This is a genomic window from Streptomyces sp. NPDC057950, assembly GCF_042887295.1.
Taxonomy (GTDB): Bacteria; Actinomycetota; Actinomycetes; order Streptomycetales; family Streptomycetaceae; genus Streptomyces; species Streptomyces kaempferi.
The window spans coordinates 206,380-224,288 of the sequence record NZ_JBHVPP010000006.1; the positions used below are offsets into that span (position 1 = coordinate 206,380).

General features: G+C 71.9%; 18 protein-coding genes. 11 read left to right on the forward strand and 7 right to left on the reverse strand.

The window, feature by feature from the left end:
- Window positions 1–30: 30 nt before the first annotated feature.
- The 6 genes from ACFVTC_RS13245 to ACFVTC_RS13270 all read left to right on the forward strand — a co-directional run bounded on the left by ACFVTC_RS13245 (window position 31) and on the right by ACFVTC_RS13270 (window position 4,414).
- Complete coding sequence (locus ACFVTC_RS13245; RefSeq protein WP_390126672.1) at window positions 31–546, forward strand: NUDIX domain-containing protein; 516 nt, start codon at window positions 31–33, stop codon at window positions 544–546.
- Between the two features lie 66 nt (window positions 547–612).
- The gene (locus ACFVTC_RS13250; protein ID WP_390126673.1) at window positions 613–1,005 is read left to right on the forward strand and encodes a YidH family protein; all 393 of its coding nucleotides are present in this window, start codon (window positions 613–615) and stop codon (window positions 1,003–1,005) included.
- On the forward strand, window positions 1,002–1,328 hold the full coding sequence (locus ACFVTC_RS13255; protein WP_390126675.1) for a DUF202 domain-containing protein: 327 nt from the start codon (window positions 1,002–1,004) through the stop codon (window positions 1,326–1,328). Before ACFVTC_RS13250 ends, ACFVTC_RS13255 begins: the two co-directional genes overlap by 4 nt.
- A gap of 231 nt (window positions 1,329–1,559) precedes the next feature.
- Window positions 1,560–1,859: a hypothetical protein gene (locus tag ACFVTC_RS13260; protein ID WP_390126676.1), complete on the forward strand. Its 300-nt coding sequence runs from the start codon at window positions 1,560–1,562 to the stop codon at window positions 1,857–1,859.
- A gap of 311 nt (window positions 1,860–2,170) precedes the next feature.
- On the forward strand, window positions 2,171–3,193 hold the full coding sequence (locus ACFVTC_RS13265; protein ID WP_390126677.1) for a phosphotransferase family protein: 1,023 nt from the start codon (window positions 2,171–2,173) through the stop codon (window positions 3,191–3,193).
- Window positions 3,194–3,199: 6 nt separating this feature from the next.
- Entirely contained in the window at window positions 3,200–4,414 is a 1,215-nt protein-coding gene (locus tag ACFVTC_RS13270) for an acyl-CoA dehydrogenase family protein (protein WP_390126678.1), read from the forward strand.
- 252 nt (window positions 4,415–4,666) lie between these two features.
- On the opposite strand, the gene ACFVTC_RS13275 is transcribed toward ACFVTC_RS13270, so the two are convergent.
- From ACFVTC_RS13275 to ACFVTC_RS13285, 3 genes are all read right to left on the reverse strand, one after another.
- The gene (locus ACFVTC_RS13275; RefSeq protein ID WP_390126679.1) at window positions 4,667–5,260 is read right to left on the reverse strand and encodes a TetR/AcrR family transcriptional regulator; all 594 of its coding nucleotides are present in this window, start codon (window positions 5,258–5,260) and stop codon (window positions 4,667–4,669) included.
- A 93-nt stretch (window positions 5,261–5,353) separates the two neighbouring features.
- The gene (locus tag ACFVTC_RS13280; RefSeq protein WP_390126680.1) at window positions 5,354–7,015 is read right to left on the reverse strand and encodes a class I adenylate-forming enzyme family protein; all 1,662 of its coding nucleotides are present in this window, start codon (window positions 7,013–7,015) and stop codon (window positions 5,354–5,356) included.
- The gene (locus ACFVTC_RS13285) at window positions 7,012–7,776 is read right to left on the reverse strand and encodes an SDR family oxidoreductase (RefSeq protein ID WP_390126681.1); all 765 of its coding nucleotides are present in this window, start codon (window positions 7,774–7,776) and stop codon (window positions 7,012–7,014) included. The genes ACFVTC_RS13280 and ACFVTC_RS13285 overlap by 4 nt, the downstream gene beginning before the upstream one ends.
- A 276-nt stretch (window positions 7,777–8,052) precedes the next feature.
- On the opposite strand from ACFVTC_RS13285, the gene ACFVTC_RS13290 reads away from it, so the two are divergent.
- Window positions 8,053–9,306, forward strand: a complete 1,254-nt coding sequence (locus ACFVTC_RS13290; RefSeq protein WP_390126682.1) for an exo-beta-N-acetylmuramidase NamZ domain-containing protein — start codon at window positions 8,053–8,055, stop codon at window positions 9,304–9,306.
- Between the two features lie 81 nt (window positions 9,307–9,387).
- Here the strand turns inward: ACFVTC_RS13290 and ACFVTC_RS13295 are convergent, their stop codons facing one another.
- Entirely contained in the window at window positions 9,388–12,180 is a 2,793-nt protein-coding gene (locus ACFVTC_RS13295; RefSeq protein WP_390126683.1) for a penicillin acylase family protein, read from the reverse strand.
- Between the two features lie 377 nt (window positions 12,181–12,557).
- Here ACFVTC_RS13295 and ACFVTC_RS13300 point away from each other — a divergent pair, with 377 nt between their 5' ends.
- From ACFVTC_RS13300 to ACFVTC_RS13310, 3 genes are all read left to right on the forward strand, one after another.
- Window positions 12,558–13,160: a hypothetical protein gene (locus ACFVTC_RS13300; protein WP_390126684.1), complete on the forward strand. Its 603-nt coding sequence runs from the start codon at window positions 12,558–12,560 to the stop codon at window positions 13,158–13,160.
- 543 nt (window positions 13,161–13,703) lie between these two features.
- On the forward strand, window positions 13,704–14,432 hold the full coding sequence (locus tag ACFVTC_RS13305) for a 3-keto-5-aminohexanoate cleavage protein (RefSeq protein ID WP_390126685.1): 729 nt from the start codon (window positions 13,704–13,706) through the stop codon (window positions 14,430–14,432).
- A 222-nt stretch (window positions 14,433–14,654) separates the two neighbouring features.
- Window positions 14,655–15,722, forward strand: coding sequence for an RNA ligase (ATP) (locus ACFVTC_RS13310; protein WP_390126686.1), 1,068 nt, complete (start codon window positions 14,655–14,657; stop codon window positions 15,720–15,722).
- Between the two features lie 37 nt (window positions 15,723–15,759).
- On the opposite strand, the gene soxR is transcribed toward ACFVTC_RS13310, so the two are convergent.
- Window positions 15,760–16,269 carry a redox-sensitive transcriptional activator SoxR gene (soxR, locus tag ACFVTC_RS13315; RefSeq protein ID WP_390126687.1) on the reverse strand — a complete coding sequence of 170 codons (510 nt, stop codon included), beginning with the start codon at window positions 16,267–16,269 and terminating at the stop codon, window positions 15,760–15,762.
- Window positions 16,270–16,376: 107 nt separating this feature from the next.
- On the opposite strand from soxR, the gene ACFVTC_RS13320 reads away from it, so the two are divergent.
- Window positions 16,377–16,838: a MaoC family dehydratase gene (locus tag ACFVTC_RS13320; RefSeq protein WP_329529066.1), complete on the forward strand. Its 462-nt coding sequence runs from the start codon at window positions 16,377–16,379 to the stop codon at window positions 16,836–16,838.
- Window positions 16,839–16,907: 69 nt separating this feature from the next.
- Here ACFVTC_RS13320 and ACFVTC_RS13325 read toward each other — a convergent pair whose 3' ends face one another.
- Together ACFVTC_RS13325 and ACFVTC_RS13330 are read right to left on the reverse strand one after the other, a co-directional pair.
- Window positions 16,908–17,534 (reverse strand): TetR/AcrR family transcriptional regulator, encoded by a 627-nt coding sequence (locus tag ACFVTC_RS13325; RefSeq protein WP_390126688.1) that lies wholly within the window; start codon window positions 17,532–17,534, stop codon window positions 16,908–16,910.
- A gap of 94 nt (window positions 17,535–17,628) precedes the next feature.
- Window positions 17,629–17,880 (reverse strand): YiaA/YiaB family inner membrane protein, encoded by a 252-nt coding sequence (locus tag ACFVTC_RS13330; protein WP_390126690.1) that lies wholly within the window; start codon window positions 17,878–17,880, stop codon window positions 17,629–17,631.
- Window positions 17,881–17,909: the final 29 nt, after the last annotated feature.

Consider the following 17,909-nt stretch of genomic DNA (forward strand, 5'->3'; position numbering starts at 1 on the left):
GGCCGAACCGGGCTGGTTGGATGGGGGGGCATGAGCGCCGCTGACGAGATCCTCGACATCGTGGACGAGAACGACGTGGTCGTCGGAGAGTCCCCGCGCGGCGAGGCGTACGCGCGCGGACTCCGTCACCGGTGCGTGTTCGTCCAGGCCCGGGACGCGGACGGCCGGCTCTTCGTCCACCGCCGCACCGCCACCAAGCTCGTCTTCCCCTCCCTGTACGACATGTTCGTCGGCGGGGTCGTGGGCGCGGGCGAGTCGTACGACGCGGCGGCCCTGCGCGAGGCCGAGGAGGAACTGGGCGTCTCCGGACTCCCGGACCCCGTCCCGGTCTTCAAGTTCCTGTACGACAACGGCGCCGGGCAGACCTGGTGGTCCGCCGTCTACGAGGTCCGCTGCGACCTCCCCGTGAACCCCCAAGCGGAGGAGGTCGCCTGGCACGCCTTCCTCACCGAGGAGGAGGTGGAGCGGCGCCTGACGGAGTGGACGTGGGTGCCGGACGGGCTGGCGGCGTACGCACGCCTGCGGGAGCACCGGGCGGCGGACTGAGCCTTTCCGGCGCCCGGCCCGACGGTGGCGGCCGGCACCGCGCGGCGGCCGAGTAGGGTCCCGGTCGTGATCGAATTCGTACGGAACGTCCGGCTGTGGTTCGCGCCCGAGGAGGTCCGGCAGGAGGGCGGCACTCCCGACTACCGGTTCTCGCTGGCCAACGAACGCACCTTCCTGGCCTGGCTGCGTACCGCGCTGGCGCTGATCGGGGGCGGGTTCGCCGTGGACCAGTTCCTGCCGGACCTGCGGTGGGCCTGGCGGGTCGGTCTCGCGCTGGCCCTGCTCGCGGCGGGCGTGCTCTGCTCGCTGCGGGCCGTCAACCACTGGGTGCGGTGCGAGCGGGCGATGCGGAGAGGGGAGGACCTCCCCGTGTCGCGCTTCCCCGCGCTGCTGGGCATCGCCGTCGCGGTGGTGGCGGTCGCCATGGTCGTCGTCGTCCTCGTCGGCTGGGAAGGATGACCGCGCCCGTCCCGGAGCGCGACCCGGGGCTGCAGCCGGAGCGCACCCGGCTCGCCTGGCGACGTTCGACCCTGTCGAGCACCGTCACCGCGGTCCTGGCGGCGAAGGCGGCGCTGCACGGCGGTCCGTCGGCGACCGGTGTCGTGGCCGCTGTCCTGTGCGGCGCGCTGTGGCTGGGGTTCCTGGCGCTCGCGCACCGCCGCATCCGGGTGCTGGCCGCGTCCCGCACCGCCGGCCCGCCCGCCCTCGCACCGCTCCACGCGACGGCCGCGGCCCTGTGCACGGTCGCACTGGCCGTCTGCGCGGCGGTGCTGGTGTTCTGAGAACCCGGCGACCGGGCGGGGCCGCGACCCGACCGGAGCACCGGGCAACGTCGCGACGGACCCCGCGACCGACCCGGGGACCGGACGGCGCCGCGCCCCCTCCACCCGTCGCCCGGCCCTGCGTGCCCCCGGACGGCACGAGTGCCCGAATGATGGCGAATTGACAGAAATGACATGCTTTCTGGCGCTAGCCTGAGCCGTCGCTTCCCGCCACGCACGAAGGTGAGCACCATGACCACCCTGCATCCGGAGCACTCGGCCCATCAGCACACCCACGGCCCGGCCTGCGGGCACACCGCGGTCCCGCACGGGGACCACGTCGACTACGCGCACGACGGGCACCTGCACCGCGAGCACTCCGGGCACTGGGACGAGTGCGAGCCGAGCGGCCACACGGCGCACGACGACCACGGGAGCCACCGGCACGAAGAGGGCTGCGGGCACCCGGCGGTCGAGCACGGCGACCACCTCGACTACCTGCACGACGGGCACCGGCACGCCGAGCACGACGGCCACTGGGACGACCACTAGGGCGCGTGGCGAAAGTCCCGTCGTCCGCCCGGAGGGTGGGCCTCGCGGCGCCTGCCAGGCGTCGCGAGACGGGCGGGACTTCCGCAACACGCCCTGGGGGCGGGAGGACCCGGCGGGCCCTCCCGCCAAGCACCCCGGATCCCCTCCGGTGTCCCTTCCCGGCGCCTGCCCGGCGTCTCCCCCTGGCGCCCGTTCGGCGTCTCCCCCACCCCCCGGAGGAGACGCCGATCACGTTTCGCGTACACCCTGGACGACATACCGACTGGTCGGCATCATGGTCACGTCCCGCTCCCTCGCGTGTAGGAGAAACGATGAGTCCCGACCACCCGCCAGGTCTCGACCTCGACCGGCTGCGCGGCCTGCTCGACGGCGAGCGGCCCGGCCTGACGCACGGCCCGCTGACCGGCCGGCTGATCGAGGGCGGACGGTCGAACCTCACGTACGCGGTCACGGACGGCACCACGCGATGGGTCGTACGGCGGCCTCCGCTCGGCCACGTGCTGGCCACCGCGCACGACATGAAGCGCGAACACCGGGTGATCAGCGCGCTGCACCCGACGGCCGTCCCGGTGCCGCGCCCGGTGCTGCTGTGCGAGGACGTGGAGGTGCTCGGCGCACCCTTCTACGTCATGGAGTTCGTGGAGGGCACGCCGTACCGCACCGCCGATCAGCTCGCCCCGCTCGGCCCGCGGCGCACACGGGACGCGGTGCTCGCGCTGGTCGACACGCTCGTCGAACTGCACTCCGTGGATCCCGCCGAGGTGGGCCTCGCCGACTTCGGCCGACCCGAAGGCTTCCTGGACCGCCAACTGCGGCGCTGGGGAAAGCAGTTGGACGCCTCCAGAAACCGCGAGCTGGCCGGGATCGACGAGCTGCACGCGGCCCTGGGGCGCGCGCTGCCGCACTCCCCCGCGCCCACCGTCGTGCACGGCGACTACCGGCTCGACAACGTGCTGATCGGCGAGGACGACCGGATCAAGGCGATCCTGGACTGGGAGATGTCCACGCTCGGCGATCCGCTGACCGACCTGGGCCTGCTGGTGATGTACAGCGCGCCCCTGGATCTGCCCGACTCCCCCATCAGTACGACCGCTTCGGCCGACGGACACCCGGACCCGGCCGAGATCGTCGAACGCTACGCCGCGCGCTCGGGGCGCGACGCGTCCGACGTCGCCTGGTACACGGCGTTCGCCTGGTTCAAGCTCGCCGTGATCCTGGAGGGCATCCACTACCGCTACACGCTCGGCCAGACGGTCGGCGCGGGTTTCGACCGCATCGGTGACCTGGTGCCGTTCTTCATCGAGCACGGCCTGACCACTCTTCAGGAAGGCTGAACCGCCGTGGACTTCGCATTCGACGCGCGCACCGAGGAACTGCGGGGCAGGCTGCTCGCCTTCATGGACGAGTACGTGTATCCGGCGGAGGCGGTGGCGGAGGAGCAGCGCGCCCTGCTGCCCTCCCCGTGGGACACACCCGCCGTGGTCGGGGAGTTGAAGGCCGAGGCACGCAGGCAGGGCCTGTGGAACCTCTTCCTGCCCGACGCCGAGCACGGTGCCGGGCTCACCAACCTCCAGTACGCGCCGCTCGCCGAGATCACCGGCCGCAGCCCGCACCTCGCGCCCACCGCCCTGAACTGCGCGGCGCCGGACACCGGCAACATGGAGGTGCTCGCGCAGTTCGGCGACGAGCGGCAGAAGAAGCAGTGGCTGGAGCCGCTGCTCGCCGGTGAGATCCGCTCGGCGTTCGCGATGACCGAGCCGGAGGTGGCCTCCTCCGACGCGACCAATATCACCACCCACATCGAGCGGGACGGCGACGAGTACGTCGTCACCGGCCGCAAGTGGTACATCTCCGGGGCGATGAACCCGGACTGCCGGATCTTCATCGTGATGGGCAAGACGGACCCGGACGGGCCGGACATCCGCCGCCAGCAGTCCATGGTGCTGGTCCCGCGTGACACGCCTGGGGTCGAAGTCCGGCGCGCCATGCAGGTGTACGGCTACGAGGACCACTCCCACGGCGGCCACGCGGAGGTCGTCTTCCACGGGGCCCGTGTTCCCGTCACCAACCTGGTCGGCGAGGAGGGCGGCGGCTTCGCCATCGCCCAGGCGCGGCTCGGCCCCGGCCGTATCCACCACTGCATGCGGCTGATCGGCATGGCTGAGCGGGCGATCGAGCTGATGTGCCGACGGGCGGTGGCCCGGACGGCGTTCGGCAAGCCGCTGGCACAGCAGGGCGTGGTCCAGAACTGGATCGCCGACGCGCGGGTCGCCGTCGAGCAGTTGCGGCTGCTGGTGCTGAAAACCGCTTGGATGATGGACACCGTCGGCAACCGGGGCGCCCACACCGAGATCCAGGCCATCAAGATCGCCACCCCGCGCACGGTCGTCGACATCCTCGACAAGGCGGTGCAGCTGCACGGCGCCGGGGGTGTGAGCCAGGACTTCCCGCTGGCGGAACTCTGGGCCGCCGCGCGCACCCTGAAGCTCGCGGACGGGCCGGACGAGGTGCACCAGCGGTCACTGGCGCGGCGGGAGATCAAGAAGTACGTGTGACGCCGGGGGGCGGTGGGGGGTCTTCGCCCCCGCCGCCCCGCCCCTCCCGTACCTGGGGCTCCGCCCCCAGACCCCCGTATCGGCCTGGACGGCCTCGTCATCGAGCGCCGGACGGGCTGGATGTGCGGGCCCGCGCCGGAGATGTTCAGCCGGTCCGGCGTCTGAGGACGAGCCCTTCGGGCGATGGCGGGGGTCCAGGGGCGCAGCGCCCCTGGCGGGGTCCGGGGCAGAGCCCCGGGGACGCGGAGGAGGCTACGGGCGCAGCGCGCGCAGCAGCAGGTCGGCCAGATGGTCGGCGACCTCCTGGGGGGTGAGCGGGCCGTCCGGGCGGTACCACGTCGACAGGTGGTGGACCGAGCCGAAGTGGTAGTCGACGACCAGGTCCGCCGGGGTGGCCGTGGAGAAGACGCCCTTGTTCTGACCCTCCTCGATCAGCGCGCGGAAGCGCTCGTGGTAGCGGCGCCGCTCGGACCGCACCTGCTTGAGCTTCTCCGGGCTGAGGTGGTGCATCGACCGGAAGAAGATCGAGGCGTCGTCGAGGTTGTCGATGGTCGTGACGACCACGTCGGCCGCCGCGCCCCGGACCCGCTCCTCCACCGGCGCGCCGGAGTCCGCGAACGCGTCCAGCCGCTCCTGCTGGATGCGCAGCACGCGTGCGTACACCTCGTGCAGGAGGTCGTCCTTCGAGCCGAAGTAGTGGTACAGCGCGCCCTTGGTGACGCCTGCCGCCTCGACGATCTCCTGCACCGAGGTCCGGTCGTAGCCCTGCTCGGCGAAGAGCCGGGTGGCGGCGGCCAGGAGCCGCTGCGGGACGGGCGTACCGTCGCCGTCCGTCGTTCTGGGCACTGCCGCCACCTGCCTTCCGTGCGTGGTTCGATGAAAGCGCCGTCCGGTGGCGGACGCCGCTCGGCGAGGAGCGTCCACCACGGAGATTGTTGTCTACTCCGGGCCCTGCGAGCGCGTACGCAGTTCCCGACGGAGGATCTTCCCACTCGCCGTCTTCGGCAGGTCGGGCAGGATCTCCACGTACCGCGGATACTTGTAGGCGGCCAGTCTCTCCTTGCAGTACGCGGCGAGCGCGTCGGGGTCCTCCTCGGCGCCCGGCCGCAGGCTGATGTACGCCTTGACGGTCTCGCCGCGGTAGCCGTCGGGGACGCCCACGACAGCGGCCTCGCGGACCGCCGGATGGGTGTAGAGGACGTCCTCGACCTCGCGGGGCCACACCTTGAAGCCGGACGCGTTGATCATGTCCTTCTTGCGGTCGACGACGTAGAGCCAGCCCTCCGGGTCCATGAATCCGATGTCGCCGGTGCGCAGCTCACCGTCCGGGAAGGTCTCGGCGGTGGCTTCGGGGCGCTGCCAGTAGCCCGGTACGACCTGGGGTCCCCTCACGAGGATCTCGCCCTGTTCCCCGAACGGGACCTCCCGGCCCTGCTCGTCGACGATCCGTACGACGCTGTCGGGGCCCGGCAGGCCGACGGCCAGCGTGCCGGAGACCGGGTCGACGGGGGCCTCCCGGCCCGGCGGCACGGAGGCGCACGGCGCGGTGCACTCGGTGAGCCCGTAGCCGTTGCGGATGTAGGGGCCGAATCCGGCGCGGAACTTCTCCACCAGGGCCGGCGGCAGCGGCGCTCCGCCGGAGGAGATGTTCACGAAGGACGAGAAGTGGTCCGGCGTGACGGACGGATGGGCGGCCAGGGCCATGAAGGCGGTCGAGGGGCCGACGGTGTAGAGCGGCCGGTGCTCGGCGAACGCGTCGAGCACGACCCCCGCCTCGAAGCGGTAGGCGAGCACCAGCGTGCCCTCGCTGTTGAGGCAGGCGGCGAGCTGGCAGACCATGCCGGTGATGTGGAAGAGGGGCGCCATCGCGAAGTACACCGGGGCCTCGGGCAGCGCGAGGCCGGTCCGCTGCCGCTCGGCGTTGTACATGATGTTGCCGTGCGTGTTGGTGGCGCCCTTGGGGGTGCCGCTGGTGCCGGAGGTGTAGCTGATCAGCGCGATGTCGGAGGGGCCCGCGTCGCGGCCCTCGGGGGCCTTGTGCCCCCGCGCGGCGACCGTCCCGAGGTCGTCGGCGTCCGCGGCCGACGGAAGTCGCTCGAAGGTCAGCACGCGCGCGTCGTCGCGGTTCTGGAAGTCCAGTTCGCAGGCGGTGAGGACGATGCCCACGGCCGAGTCGGCCGCCGCCCCGCGCAGATAGGACTCCCACGCGCGGTCCGAGCAGACCAGGGCGCGCACGTCCGCGTCGTGCAGGACGTGGCGGACCTCGCCCGACTTGTACATGGGGTTGACCGGTACGACGGTCGCGCCGGCCTTCCAGGCGCCGAGCAGCGCGAGCACGAAGTGCGGGGAGTTCTGCAGCAGGATCGCGACCCGGTCGCCGCGCTCCAGGCCGCGGGCGGCGAGATGCCCGGCGACCGAATCGCTCAGCTCGTCCACCTCGCGGTAGCTCAGGCGCCCGTCGAAGTAGGCGAGCGCGGTGCGGTCCGGAACGTCCTCCACGGCCACGCGCAGGGCGTGCACCAGGGAGTCGGCGGGGCTCACCGGGGCGCTCTGCGCGTCGCTGAGGAGGGCCACCCAGGGGCGGTCCGCGTACGTGGTCACCGGCCGGCCTCCCACTTCTGCTGGATGTGGTTCATGTTCGTCAGCCAGCGGTCCGGTTCGGTGGCCCGCACCTGGTAGTAACCGGCCACCTCGGGGTGCGGCAGGATCAGGAAGCGGTCCTCCTCGATCCCCGCGAAGAGGGCGTTCGCGACGTCCTCCGGCTCGATGGCGGTCGGCTGGAGCACCAGGTCGCCCGCGCTGCCGGTGGCGTCGAGCATGTCGGTGCGCACTCCCTGCGGACAGATCGCGTGCACCTTCAGGCCCCGGTGCCGGTAGGTCAGCGACAGCCACTCGGCGAAGGCGTACGCGCCGTGCTTGGTCACGCTGTAGGGCGCGGCGCCGATCATGGTGAGCAGCCCGGCGGCGGAGACGGTGGAGACGAAACGGCCGGCGCCGCGCTCCAGCCAGGCCGGGAGCAGCTCGTGGGCGGCGCGGACGTGGGCCATCACGTTGACGTCCCAGGCCAGCTCCCAGACCTGCTCGCCGGCCGCCTCGGTGCCGCCCGAGGCGACGCCCGCGTTGGCGCAGTAGACGTCGATCGTGCCGCCGAGGGCGTCCCGGGCCTCGGTCACGATCGTGGACGCGTCGCCGGGGACCGCGATGCCGCCGATCTCCTCGGCCACGGCCCGCGCCTTGGCGGCGTCGAGGTCGTTGACGACGACTCTGGCTCCCTCGGCGGCGAAGCGGCGGGCCAGCGCGGCCCCGATGCCGCCTCCCGCACCGGTGACGACCACTCCCGCATCCTGCACGGCTTCCACCATCGGTCTCCTTCGACGCGACGCCGATCGGCTCTGCGAGCAGTCGGCTCTGCACTCGGTCGGCTCTGCACTCGGTCGGCTCTGCTGCGACGTCAGACTAACCAGTCGGTATGTTGCAAGGGAAGGGGCGCCGGCTCCGCGCGGGGCGCCCGGGAGTGTGACATTGCGCGGCGCCGCCGCGCGGGCCCGACCAGGCAACGGGCACCGGCGGCTTCCGCATGTCGGGCGGTTGCGCATAGCGTGCCGGTGCTCACCTTCCGCGATCACGGAGGTCCCCCCATGCGCCTCTCCCGGCGAGCCCTTCTCACGGCCACCGCGGCGGCCGGCCTGGCGACGGCCCCCGCCGCCCCCACCCCGGCCCCGGTCCCCGCGGCCGCCACCGGTGACCGTCTCCGCACCGGCTTCGACCGCCTTCGGAGCGCGGGTTACTCGCTCCTGCACGGCCACAAGGTCGGGATCGTGACGAACCCCACCGGCGTCACCACGGACGTGCGCCACATCGTCGACGTCATGCACGCCGACGCCCACGTGAACCTCGTCGCCGTCTTCGGCCCGGAACACGGCTTCCGCGGCACCGCGCAGGCGGGCGGCTCCGAGGGCCGCTACGACGACCCGGCGACCGGGCTGCCCGTCTACGACACCTATCTCAAGAGCGGGCAGCCGCTCGCCGACATCTTCACCGCCTCCGGCGTGGACACCGTGGTCTTCGACATCCAGGACGTGGGCGCGCGCTTCTACACGTACATCTGGACGCTGTACGACTGCATGGAGGCGGCCCGGCTCGCGGGCAAGCGTTTCGTGGTGCTGGACCGGCCGAACCCGGTGACCGGGCGGGCCGCCCTGGGGCCCGTGCTCCACAAGGAATTCGCGAGCTTCGTCGGCCGGCAGCCGATCGCGCAGGCGCACGGGATGACGGTGGCGGAGCTGGCACGGCTGTTCAACAAGGAGTTCCTGACGAAGCCGGTGGCGCTGGAGACCGTCCTGATGTCGGGCTGGAAGCGGTCGGACTTCTACGACGCCTCCGGGCTCCCCTGGGTGCCGCCGAGTCCGAACATGCCGACGGCCGACACGGCTCTGGTGTACTCCGGAACCTGTCTCTTCGAGGGGACCAACCTGTCGGAGGGACGCGGCACCACACGGCCGTTCGAACTGCTCGGCGCGGAGGGCCTGGACGGCCGGTGGGCCGGGGCCGTCGGCGGCCTCGGGCTGCCGGGCGTGCACTTCAGGGAGGCCTATTTCGCCCCCACCTTCTCGAAGTTCGAGGGCACGACCATCGGCGGCGTGCAGATCCATGTGGACGACCGGGCCGCGTTCGACCCCGTCCGGACCGGCATCGCGCTCCTGGTGACCGCCAAGAAGGTCTGGAGCGGCTTCGCCTGGCGCTCCGACCACTGGATCGACAAGCTGACCGGCTCCACCGGCGTGCGCACGATGATCGACGCGGGGGCGACGGCCGACGAGGTCGTGGCGTCCTGGCGGGACGAACTGGCGGCCTTCCGGCGGACGCGGAAGGAGCATCTCCTCTACGGCTGACTCCTGCCGTACGGCCGGTGCCCGGTGGCGGATCGGGAGTTCCGATCCGCCACCGGGCGGGAGTCGACGGCGCGACCGGGGTCAGCGGTGCGACGTGTACTCCACGACCTGCTGGTACGTCGGCCGGTTCTGCCAGGTGATCCTGCCGTGCTTGATGCCGCCGAGCGCCCGTTGGACGATCGAGTCGGCGCACCACTGGTCACCCGCCGAGCACTGGTCGTCGCCGGGGTAGACCTGCGCGGCGGTCAGACCCGCGGCCGTCTTGAGCGTGCTGATCAGGATGTCCCGGCAGGCGCTCAGGCTGCCGCCGCCGCAGTACTTCCGCGCCAGTGCGCCCTGCACCGGCTGCCCCAGCACCGCCCTGATGTCCTTGTCGACATAGCTCCACCAGCCGTACTGGAAGGAGCTGCCCGCGTGCGCGCCGGTCGGGCCGTGCGCCGCGGACGGCGACTCGTCGACGGGCAGGTTGGCGGTGAAGGCGGTGTACAGGTCGGTGCCGAGGCCCGGCGCGAACTCGGCCTTGACCATCAGCGGCCACCAGGCGTCCAGGATGCGGATCGCGTCGGCGTTGGCGTAGGTCTTCGAGCCGGCGGAGGTCTCCTTGCGCCTGGCTCCGGCCGTCACCCAGTCGGACAGCTTGGTCACCGCCGCCGCGGCCGCGGTGTCCGTGACCGGCGAGCTCTTGACGACCTGGAGCAGCTTCGGCAGCACGTCCTCGGCGCGCAGGTCGGCCAGCGCCGCGTCGGCCATCGCCCTGGTCAGCGCGGACCTGGTCACCCCGCCCGCGGCGACCAGCTTCTTCACCCGGTCCTCGAGGAGGTTGCCGCGGTGCACGGAGCCGTCGCCCCAGGGCGCCGAGGTGTAGTCCTTGGCCTGTTTGTTGTTCCAGGAGACGTAGTAGTCCTGGTCGACCGAGTTGGGGTGGGCGGACGCCGGGGTGTAGGCGGCGGTGTTCGTGGCCGGATCCCAGTTCTGCCACTCGTAGGCGGCCTGCGCCCAGACGGGGAACTCGGCGTCCACGCCGCTCGCCCGCACCGGGTTGTCGCCGCTGTTGTAGTACGCGGTGTGCGCGGAGTCGGCGTAGAACCAGTTGAAGGTGTAGTTGATGTGCTGCACCGCGCTCTGGAAGGTCCCCGGGCTCTTCACGTAGTCCGGGTCGTTGAGCATCTGGAAGCCGATGATCGAGTCGGCCTCGTGCATGTAGGAGGAGCGCAGGGTGGTGTAGGCGACTTTCTTGCCACCGACCGTCGCGCGGTACTCCACCGGGCCGTACTTGGTCCGGTAGACCTGCATGCGGTACGAACCCGCCGCGGTGCCGTCCGCCGTGGTCGGCTTCCAGGAGTTGGTCCGCTCGACCTTGTCCATGGCGGTGCAGGTGCCGTGGTAGAGGTAGTGGTAGTCGTCCTGGCACAGCTCGACGGCGTAGGTGTCGATGATGTCCTGGCCGGACGTCGTCGCGCTCCACGAGTAGTCCTGGCCGCGGCCGAGCTCCACGTACATGCTCAGCCCCGCGAAGGACGCGCCGCGTGCGCTGAGGCCGGGCCCCTGGATCTCCTGGAGCATGAGGAGCTGTGGCGCGAAGTAGCCGGTCTGCGGGCCGAAGACGGCGATCGGGTGGCCGCTGGCGGTGGCCTTGCCGCTCACCACGAGGGCGTTGGACATCCCGCGTTTGGCGGAGGTGAGCGTCGTCGCGGCCGCCGTGGCCGAGGCACCGGTGGCCTTTGCCGTGCCGGCGCTGCCGGTGCGGTCGTAGACGAGCGGCTCCTGGGCCACCGAGCCCGCGTCGGGCAGCGCCTCGCCCTGCGCGGTGTCGGGCTTGGTGGCGTACGGGAAGCTCTCGCCGTTGTGGACGGTGAGCGCGGCCTCGGGGTCGTTGCGTTCGCGGAAGGACTCCCAGACCTTGGTGCCCTCGGTCACGCCGTACTGGGACTGGGCGGCGAGCAGCGAGAGCGCGTTGTTGACCTCGCCGCCGCCTCCGGAACCGAACAGCGCGCCGATCACCGAGGCCAGCGCGACCAGGTCGGTGAGTTTGAAGTGGTCGATCGTGCCGGCGTTGGTGATGGCGTCCTTGTGGCCGGTCAGGACGTACTCGCCGGGGAAGTAGCGGCCGCTGTCGGAGGCGTCGATGTAGGAGTTGATGCCGTCGAGGTAGGCGTTGGCGTCCGCGAGGGCCTGGGTGCCACGGGCTCCGGCGTTGGCGGTGGCGCTGTCGATCTGCGCCTGCAGATCGGCCTCGGTGTAGGGCGCGTTGCGCCAGAACTCCTGCTCCAGGCCCTGGTTGGAGGGGGCACCGCCGGCGAAGGAGGTCAGCTGGCCGCGGCCGACGTGCCGGAAGACGTCCATCAGCCAGAGCCGGTCCTGGGCCGCCGCGTATCCGGCGCCGTACTCGGTCCCATAGCGGGTAGTACCAGTGATGTGGGGCACACCGGACTTCTTGTCGCGCACGATCGTCACGTCCGTGCGGCCGCCCGGCTTGGTGGTCGAGGCGACCTGGTCGGAGGCGACGCCGAAGGACGCGTCGTTGAAGAAGGTGTTGATCTTGTCGTCGGTGAGCGTGGAGTAGCCCGCGGCGAGGTTGCTGTAGGGGCCGAGCTGGTCCTCGGCGTGGTCGGGCTGGGTGCCGAAGACCTGGTTGAGGAGGATCTGGGCGAGGGTGGCGTTGCCGTTCTCGCCGGGCGGGAGGATGTCGGAACACTGACCGCCGCAGTAGTCGTTCGCGGCGAGCCCGGCCGTGCCGCCCGCGGCGGCGGCCTGGGTCAACGGGGACAGCAGGCCGGCGACCAGGACACAGATGGATGCGGCCTTCAGGAACTTGGGGAATCTGCGGGGAGTTCTCAGTCTGTCGAGGGTGGTACGTGGGGTGCACCGTGGCATGGCAGCTCCTCCCGACGGGGTGGGCCGGACGTTACCGCCGGTATCCCCGAGTTGGAAGATGAACATGCGTCAACTTTTAACGATCACAGGGTGGTTGAGGGACGAGGGGCCGCACGGGAACCCCCGGTCGGCAGCCCTCCGGGATCACCGGGCCGCGGGAATCCTCCGGGGCTCCGGCGTCCCGACTCACAGTCGTTTCCACAGGTGAGAGCAGCGAAGAGGGGTAGGCCGGGGGAATTCGGCCGGTGACTTGTGGCCCTCGTCGGAAATCGGAGGGAGCCGAATCGCGTGTCGATACGTCTACTCGGCGACGTCCTTAGGACGACGACGCCGAAGTGACCGAAGTACAGGTGCAGGTGTGACGGAGGTGCAGGGCGATGGCCGGTTTCCGGAGTCTGGCGAGACAGGTGCGAGATCCGAGGAGTGATCTGGCACTGCGACGCTATTCACTGCGCAAGTGCCTTGAGCGATTCGCCCCTTATGGGCATCGGGCGACCTGGGACCATCTGTGTTCCCGGTCCGGCTTCGGCCCGGAGGACCGGTCTCCCGACCCGGCGCGGCTCGTGGCCGCACTGGAGGAACTGGAAGAGGCCCGCTCCGTCTGGCTCGCCTACGAGGTCGGTTTCGCCGAGCGTCGCAAGAAGGAGAAGCACGACGGGCTGCGCCGGCCGGGCAGCGTGGACGACTGGCATCGGCTGACCTGGGGCGGCTTCGGTGTCGCGTGGTGCGACGACCCCAGGATCCATCCCCGCGAGCCCATGGCCGAGGTGTTGCGCCGGCTGATCGCCGCGCTGGAGCGGGAGCCAGGGGCGGTCTGCCCGGTGTGCACCGGGGAGCGCCTCGCGTGGAAGTACGACCTGGCCCACGAACCGTCGTCGGGTCCGGTCTGCAGGGGCTGCGGGATCGTCGTGCCGCGGCCGGTCCTGACGCCCGCGGCGGTGGCGGAGGCACGGCGCGGACGGCTGCTCGTCTCGGCGTAGGCGCTCCGCCGGGTTGAGCGGTCGGGTGCGGGTGGGTCGGGGTGAGTTGTCCCGGTCTGGTGCGCTCGGGTGAGTGGCGGCGCGCGGGGACTGCGGATCGGTTGTCCGCCGCGGGTTGTACGTGGCTGGGCGCACAGTCCCCAGCGGCCCGGCAAGCAACCCGCTGCGGGGACTGCGGATCGGTTGTCCGCCGCGGGCTGCTCATGGCCGGGCGCACAGTCCCCAGCGGCCCGGCAAGCAACCCGCTGCGGGGACTGCGGATCGGTTGTCCGCCGCGGGCTGCTCGTGACTGGGCGCACGGCCCCCCGCGGCCCGGCAAGCGACCCGCTGCGGGGACTGCGGATCGGTTGTCCGCCGCGGGCTGTTCATGGCTGAGCGCACAGTCCCCCGCGGCCCGGCAAGCGACCCCCGCGCCCCTCAAGACAGGGCGCGGCCCCGCCGTCCGTCGAACGGCCGGGGCGTGCTGCCCCGTGTCCGGGTGACCGGGTGTCCGGGTGTCCGGGTGTCCGGGTGTCCGGGTGTCCGGGTGACAGGATCGGGGGTGTGGTGCAGGTTTGTCTGAACGGGGCGCGTGGGGCCGGTGACGGGGTCGGGGTGCCGATGTCGCCCGAGGCGTTGGCCGAGTCCGCGGCCGGGGCGGTCGGGGCCGGGGCCTCGGACGTTCATGTTCACCCCAAGACCCCCTGCGGGCAGGACACCCTGTCGGAGAAGGCGGTCGCGGCGGTCCTCGACGCGATCCGGGCCCGGGTCGACGTCCCGGTCGGCGTGACGACCGGCGCGTGGGCCGCGCCCGGTCCCGCCGCCCGCGTGGAGCGGGTCCGGTCCTGGACGGTGCTGCCCGACCACGCCTCGGTCAACTGGCACGAGCCGGGCGCCGAGGAGCTCGCGGCGGCGCTTCTCGCCCGCGGTGTCGGTGTGGAGGCGGGCATCTGGTCCGGCACCGACGGCGCCGCCCGCTTCGCCGCGTCACCGCTCGGACCGCGCGTACTGCGGGTGCTGGCCGAGGTGACCGACCCCTCCCCGTGGACGGCCGAGCGGTCGGCCCTGGACCTCCTCGCCGGCCTCGGCACCGCGCACGGCGCCCCCGTCCTGCTGCACGGCGAGGAGGGCGGCACCTGGCCGGTGCTGCGGCTCGCCGGCCGGCTGGGGCTGGCCACCCGCATCGGGCTGGAGGACACCCTCGTCCTGCCGGACGGCGAGCGGGCTCGGTCCAACGCGCGATTGGTGGCCGAGGGACTGGTTCAGTACGGGGCCGCCCGGCGTCCGTCGTAGCGCGCGCCGGAAAGGCGGGGTGGGGCAGGGCGGGGCGGCAGGCCGCGCGTCGTCGCGCGGCGACGTGGACCGACGTGGACCGACGTGGACCGACGTGGACCGACGTGGACCCCGGAAACCGACGCTAACAGCCGTAAACCCGCTCGCTCCACTCCTTTGCGGTCCGGATAGTCGGGGCGATGAAACCGGGCTGAGAATCCCGCGGAACCCTAGGAGAGGCCGATGTCGACGCTGCGCGTCACCGCCGAAGTCCTGACCGTCCACGACCACCCGAACGCCGACGCGCTCGAACTGGCCCAGGTGGGCCTCTATCGGGCCGTCGTCGCGAAGGGCGCCTACCGCACCGGCGAGACCGCGCTCTACATCCCGGAGCAGTCCGTGCTCCCGCCCGGCCTGATCGAGGAGCTGGGTCTGACCGGACGGCTCGCGGGCAGCTCGTCGGACCGCGTCAGGGCCGTACGACTGCGCGGAGAGCTGTCACAGGGGATCGTCTGCCGTCCCAGGGCCTTGGCGGACGTCGACCTGGAGCGCGCCGCCGCGGACGGCACCGACTTCGCCGAGACGCTCGGCATCGTCAAGTGGGTGCCCCCGATCCCGCCCACCATGAACGGCGAGATCGAGTCCGCGCCCGGACTGCTGCCCTGGGTCGACATCGAGAACATCCAGCGGTACCCGGACATCTTCGCGCCGGGCGAGCCCGTCGTACTGACGGAGAAGCTGCACGGCTCGGCCTGCCTGGTGACCCACCTCGCGGACGAAGGGCGCGCGTACGTCTCCTCCAAGGGCTTCGGGGCCAAGTCGCAGGCGCTCAAGGAGGATCCGCGCAATCTGTACTGGCGCGCCGTGCACGGCCACGGGGTCGCGCGGGCCGCGGCCCGGCTCGCCGAGCGGCTCGGCGCGCGCCGGGTGGGCATCTTCGGCGAGGTGTACGGCGCGGGCGTACAGGACCTCTCCTACGGCGCCGACGGCCGCCGCGAGTCTCTCGGCTACGCCGTGTTCGACGTGTCCGCGGAGATCGACGGCGAGGTCCGCTGGCTGGACGCGGTGGCGCTGCTGGAGGGCGAACTGCCCCTGGTCCCACGGGTGTACGAGGGCCCGTACAGCGTCGACCGCGTACTGGACGCGGCCTCGGGCCGGGAGACGGTCTCCGGCCGCGGACTGCATCTGCGCGAAGGCGTGGTCATCAGGCCCGCGACCGAGCGGTACAGCCCGGTGACGGGCGGCCGGGCCATCGCGAAGGCGGTCAGCCCGGCGTATCTGACGCGCAAGGGCGGCACGGAGTACGAGTGAGCCGGACGGCGTCCGGCACGGCCTGGGAGCGCCGGGGTCAGCGACAGTCCTCGGACTCCCTGCGCCGCTCCGGCACCGGCCGTGCCGCGGCACCCTGCTCGACCATGAGCCGGGAGCCGGTCCGGCGCTCGCCGAAGACGTCGTCCGGGTTGGAGAGCACGCACTTGTCCAGGGACAGGCACCCGCATCCGATGCAGTCGGTCAGATGGTCCCTCAGTCTGCTCAACTGCTTGATCCGCTCGTCGAGTTCGGAACGCCACGCCTCCGAGAGCCGGGCCCAGTCCGCGCGCGTCGGGGTGCGCTCCTCGGGGAGCTCGGCGAGCGCCTCACGGATGGTGGCCAGCGGGATGCCGACCCGCTGGGCGGCGCGGACGAAGGCGACACGGCGCAGCGCGTCACGGTGGTAGCGGCGCTGGTTCCCGGTGGTGCGCCGACTGCTGATCAGGCCCTTCGACTCGTAGAAGTGCAGGGCGGAGACGGCGGCGCCGCTGCGGGCCGACAGCTGTCCGACGGTCAGCTCGTGGATCTTCTCAGGGATCTGGGGCACCCCTCCAACCCTACCGACTTCGTCACCCGCCCGGTCCGTTGACATGCGCCCCGCACACGACCATGCTAAGCAGTCGCTTAGACATGGAGATATGGGAGGTCAGCGAGATGGCAGAGCCGAGGACGTTCGCGACGGTCGACGAACTGCGTGCCGCCGTGGGCGAGCAGCTGGGATACAGCGACTGGGTCGAGATCGAGCAGAAGCGCATCGACCTCTTCGCGGAGGCGACCGGTGACCACCAGTGGATCCACGTCGACCCCGAACGGGCCGCGTCGGGCCCCTTCGGCACGACGATCGCGCACGGCTACCTCACCCTGTCCCTGCTCCCGCTCTTCGGCCCGCAGCTGATCAGCGTCGAGGGCGTGCAGATGGGCGTCAACTACGGCACGAACAAGGTCCGTTTCCCCGCCCCGGTACCGGTCGGCTCACGGCTGCGCGCCACCGCGACGATCACCGGTGTCGACGACGTGCCCGGCGGCGTCCAGGTGTCCGTGGCCTTCGTCGTCGAGCGCGAGGGCGGCGACAAGCCGGTGTGCGTCGCGGAGTCGGTGTCGCGCTACTACGTCTGAGCGGCGTGGGCCGCACGGCGCACGCCGGGACCGCTCCTCGGAGCCGCCCCCCGGATCCGCCCGCCGGCCCTACTCCTTGGACCCCACCATGCGCAGCACGAGGTTGGCGTACAGCCCGCCGACCTCGTCGGGCGTACGGGGACCGTCCACGTTGAACCAGCGGGCCACGTCGATGCAGAGCGAGAGCACCGCGAGCGTGGTGCCCGGGACGTCCGGCACGTCGAAGTCGCCGGCCGCGACGCCGTCCTCGATGATCCCGCGCACGGCGGCGTCGGTCTGCCTGCGCAGCGCGATGATCTCGGCACGGGCCTCTGGGCCGAGCGCGTCGAGCTCGTACTGCACGACCCGCGCGGTGGTGTGCTGCCCGGCATGCCACCGCACGAAGGACCGCACCGCGTCGGTGAGCCGCCCGGCGGCGTCGCCCTCGCCGTCCGCGGCGGCGCGCACGATGGCGAGGGCCTTGTCGTGCCCGATCCGGCTGATCCGGTGGAGCAGTTCTTCCTTGGTCTTGTAGTGGATGTAGAGCGCGGCCGGGCTCATGCCCGCCCGCCCGGCGATGTCCCGGGTCGTCGTCGCGTGGTACCCGCGCTCGGCGAACGCCTCCACGGCGGCGACGAGCAGCCGCCGGGCCGCGTCCGGGGTGACCTCGGCCCACGGCTGCATCTCGCCGTCGGCCGTCTCCTGCGCCGTACTCATCGCTGGTTCGCCCCTTCCACTGGCAGGACGAACACCATACCTCTGATACTGAGCGAGCGCTTAGCGTGCCCGCTCAGGGCGGCCCGCCCCGCGCTCAGAGCTTTTCGAACGGACTGTACGCACGCTGCGTGAGCTGTGCCTCCTGCCGGTCCCGGATCACCTTGGCCAGGGTGAAGCACGAGGTCACCAGATAGAGGACGGCGACGCCCAGGAAGGCGCGCACCCAGGTGTCGGCCTCCAGCTTGTAGATGCCGATGGCGGTCGCGACCATGGCGACGGCGAAGGAGGCGACCGCCTGGCCGTAGAAGGCGGCGGTGGACTGCTGCTTGACGGATGTGTCGGTCATGCGGACCAGACTCGGCCGACTCGGTCCCG

Bases quoted from the DNA above. Each gene is read 5' to 3' on its own strand.
- ACFVTC_RS13320 (WP_329529066.1), top strand. From the start codon at position 16,377: ATGGCAGAGCCGAGGACGTTCGCGACGGTCGACGAACTGCGTGCCGCC.
- ACFVTC_RS13330 (WP_390126690.1), bottom strand. From the start codon at position 17,880: ATGACCGACACATCCGTCAAGCAGCAGTCCACCGCCGCCTTCTACGGC.
- ACFVTC_RS13300 (WP_390126684.1), top strand. From the start codon at position 12,558: ATGGCCGGTTTCCGGAGTCTGGCGAGACAGGTGCGAGATCCGAGGAGT.
- ACFVTC_RS13310 (WP_390126686.1), top strand. From the start codon at position 14,655: ATGTCGACGCTGCGCGTCACCGCCGAAGTCCTGACCGTCCACGACCAC.
- ACFVTC_RS13295 (WP_390126683.1), bottom strand. From the start codon at position 12,180: ATGCCACGGTGCACCCCACGTACCACCCTCGACAGACTGAGAACTCCC.
- ACFVTC_RS13285 (WP_390126681.1), bottom strand. From the start codon at position 7,776: ATGGTGGAAGCCGTGCAGGATGCGGGAGTGGTCGTCACCGGTGCGGGA.
- ACFVTC_RS13290 (WP_390126682.1), top strand. From the start codon at position 8,053: ATGCGCCTCTCCCGGCGAGCCCTTCTCACGGCCACCGCGGCGGCCGGC.
- ACFVTC_RS13260 (WP_390126676.1), top strand. From the start codon at position 1,560: ATGACCACCCTGCATCCGGAGCACTCGGCCCATCAGCACACCCACGGC.
- ACFVTC_RS13325 (WP_390126688.1), bottom strand. From the start codon at position 17,534: ATGAGTACGGCGCAGGAGACGGCCGACGGCGAGATGCAGCCGTGGGCC.
- ACFVTC_RS13245 (WP_390126672.1), top strand. From the start codon at position 31: ATGAGCGCCGCTGACGAGATCCTCGACATCGTGGACGAGAACGACGTG.
- ACFVTC_RS13265 (WP_390126677.1), top strand. From the start codon at position 2,171: ATGAGTCCCGACCACCCGCCAGGTCTCGACCTCGACCGGCTGCGCGGC.
- ACFVTC_RS13255 (WP_390126675.1), top strand. From the start codon at position 1,002: ATGACCGCGCCCGTCCCGGAGCGCGACCCGGGGCTGCAGCCGGAGCGC.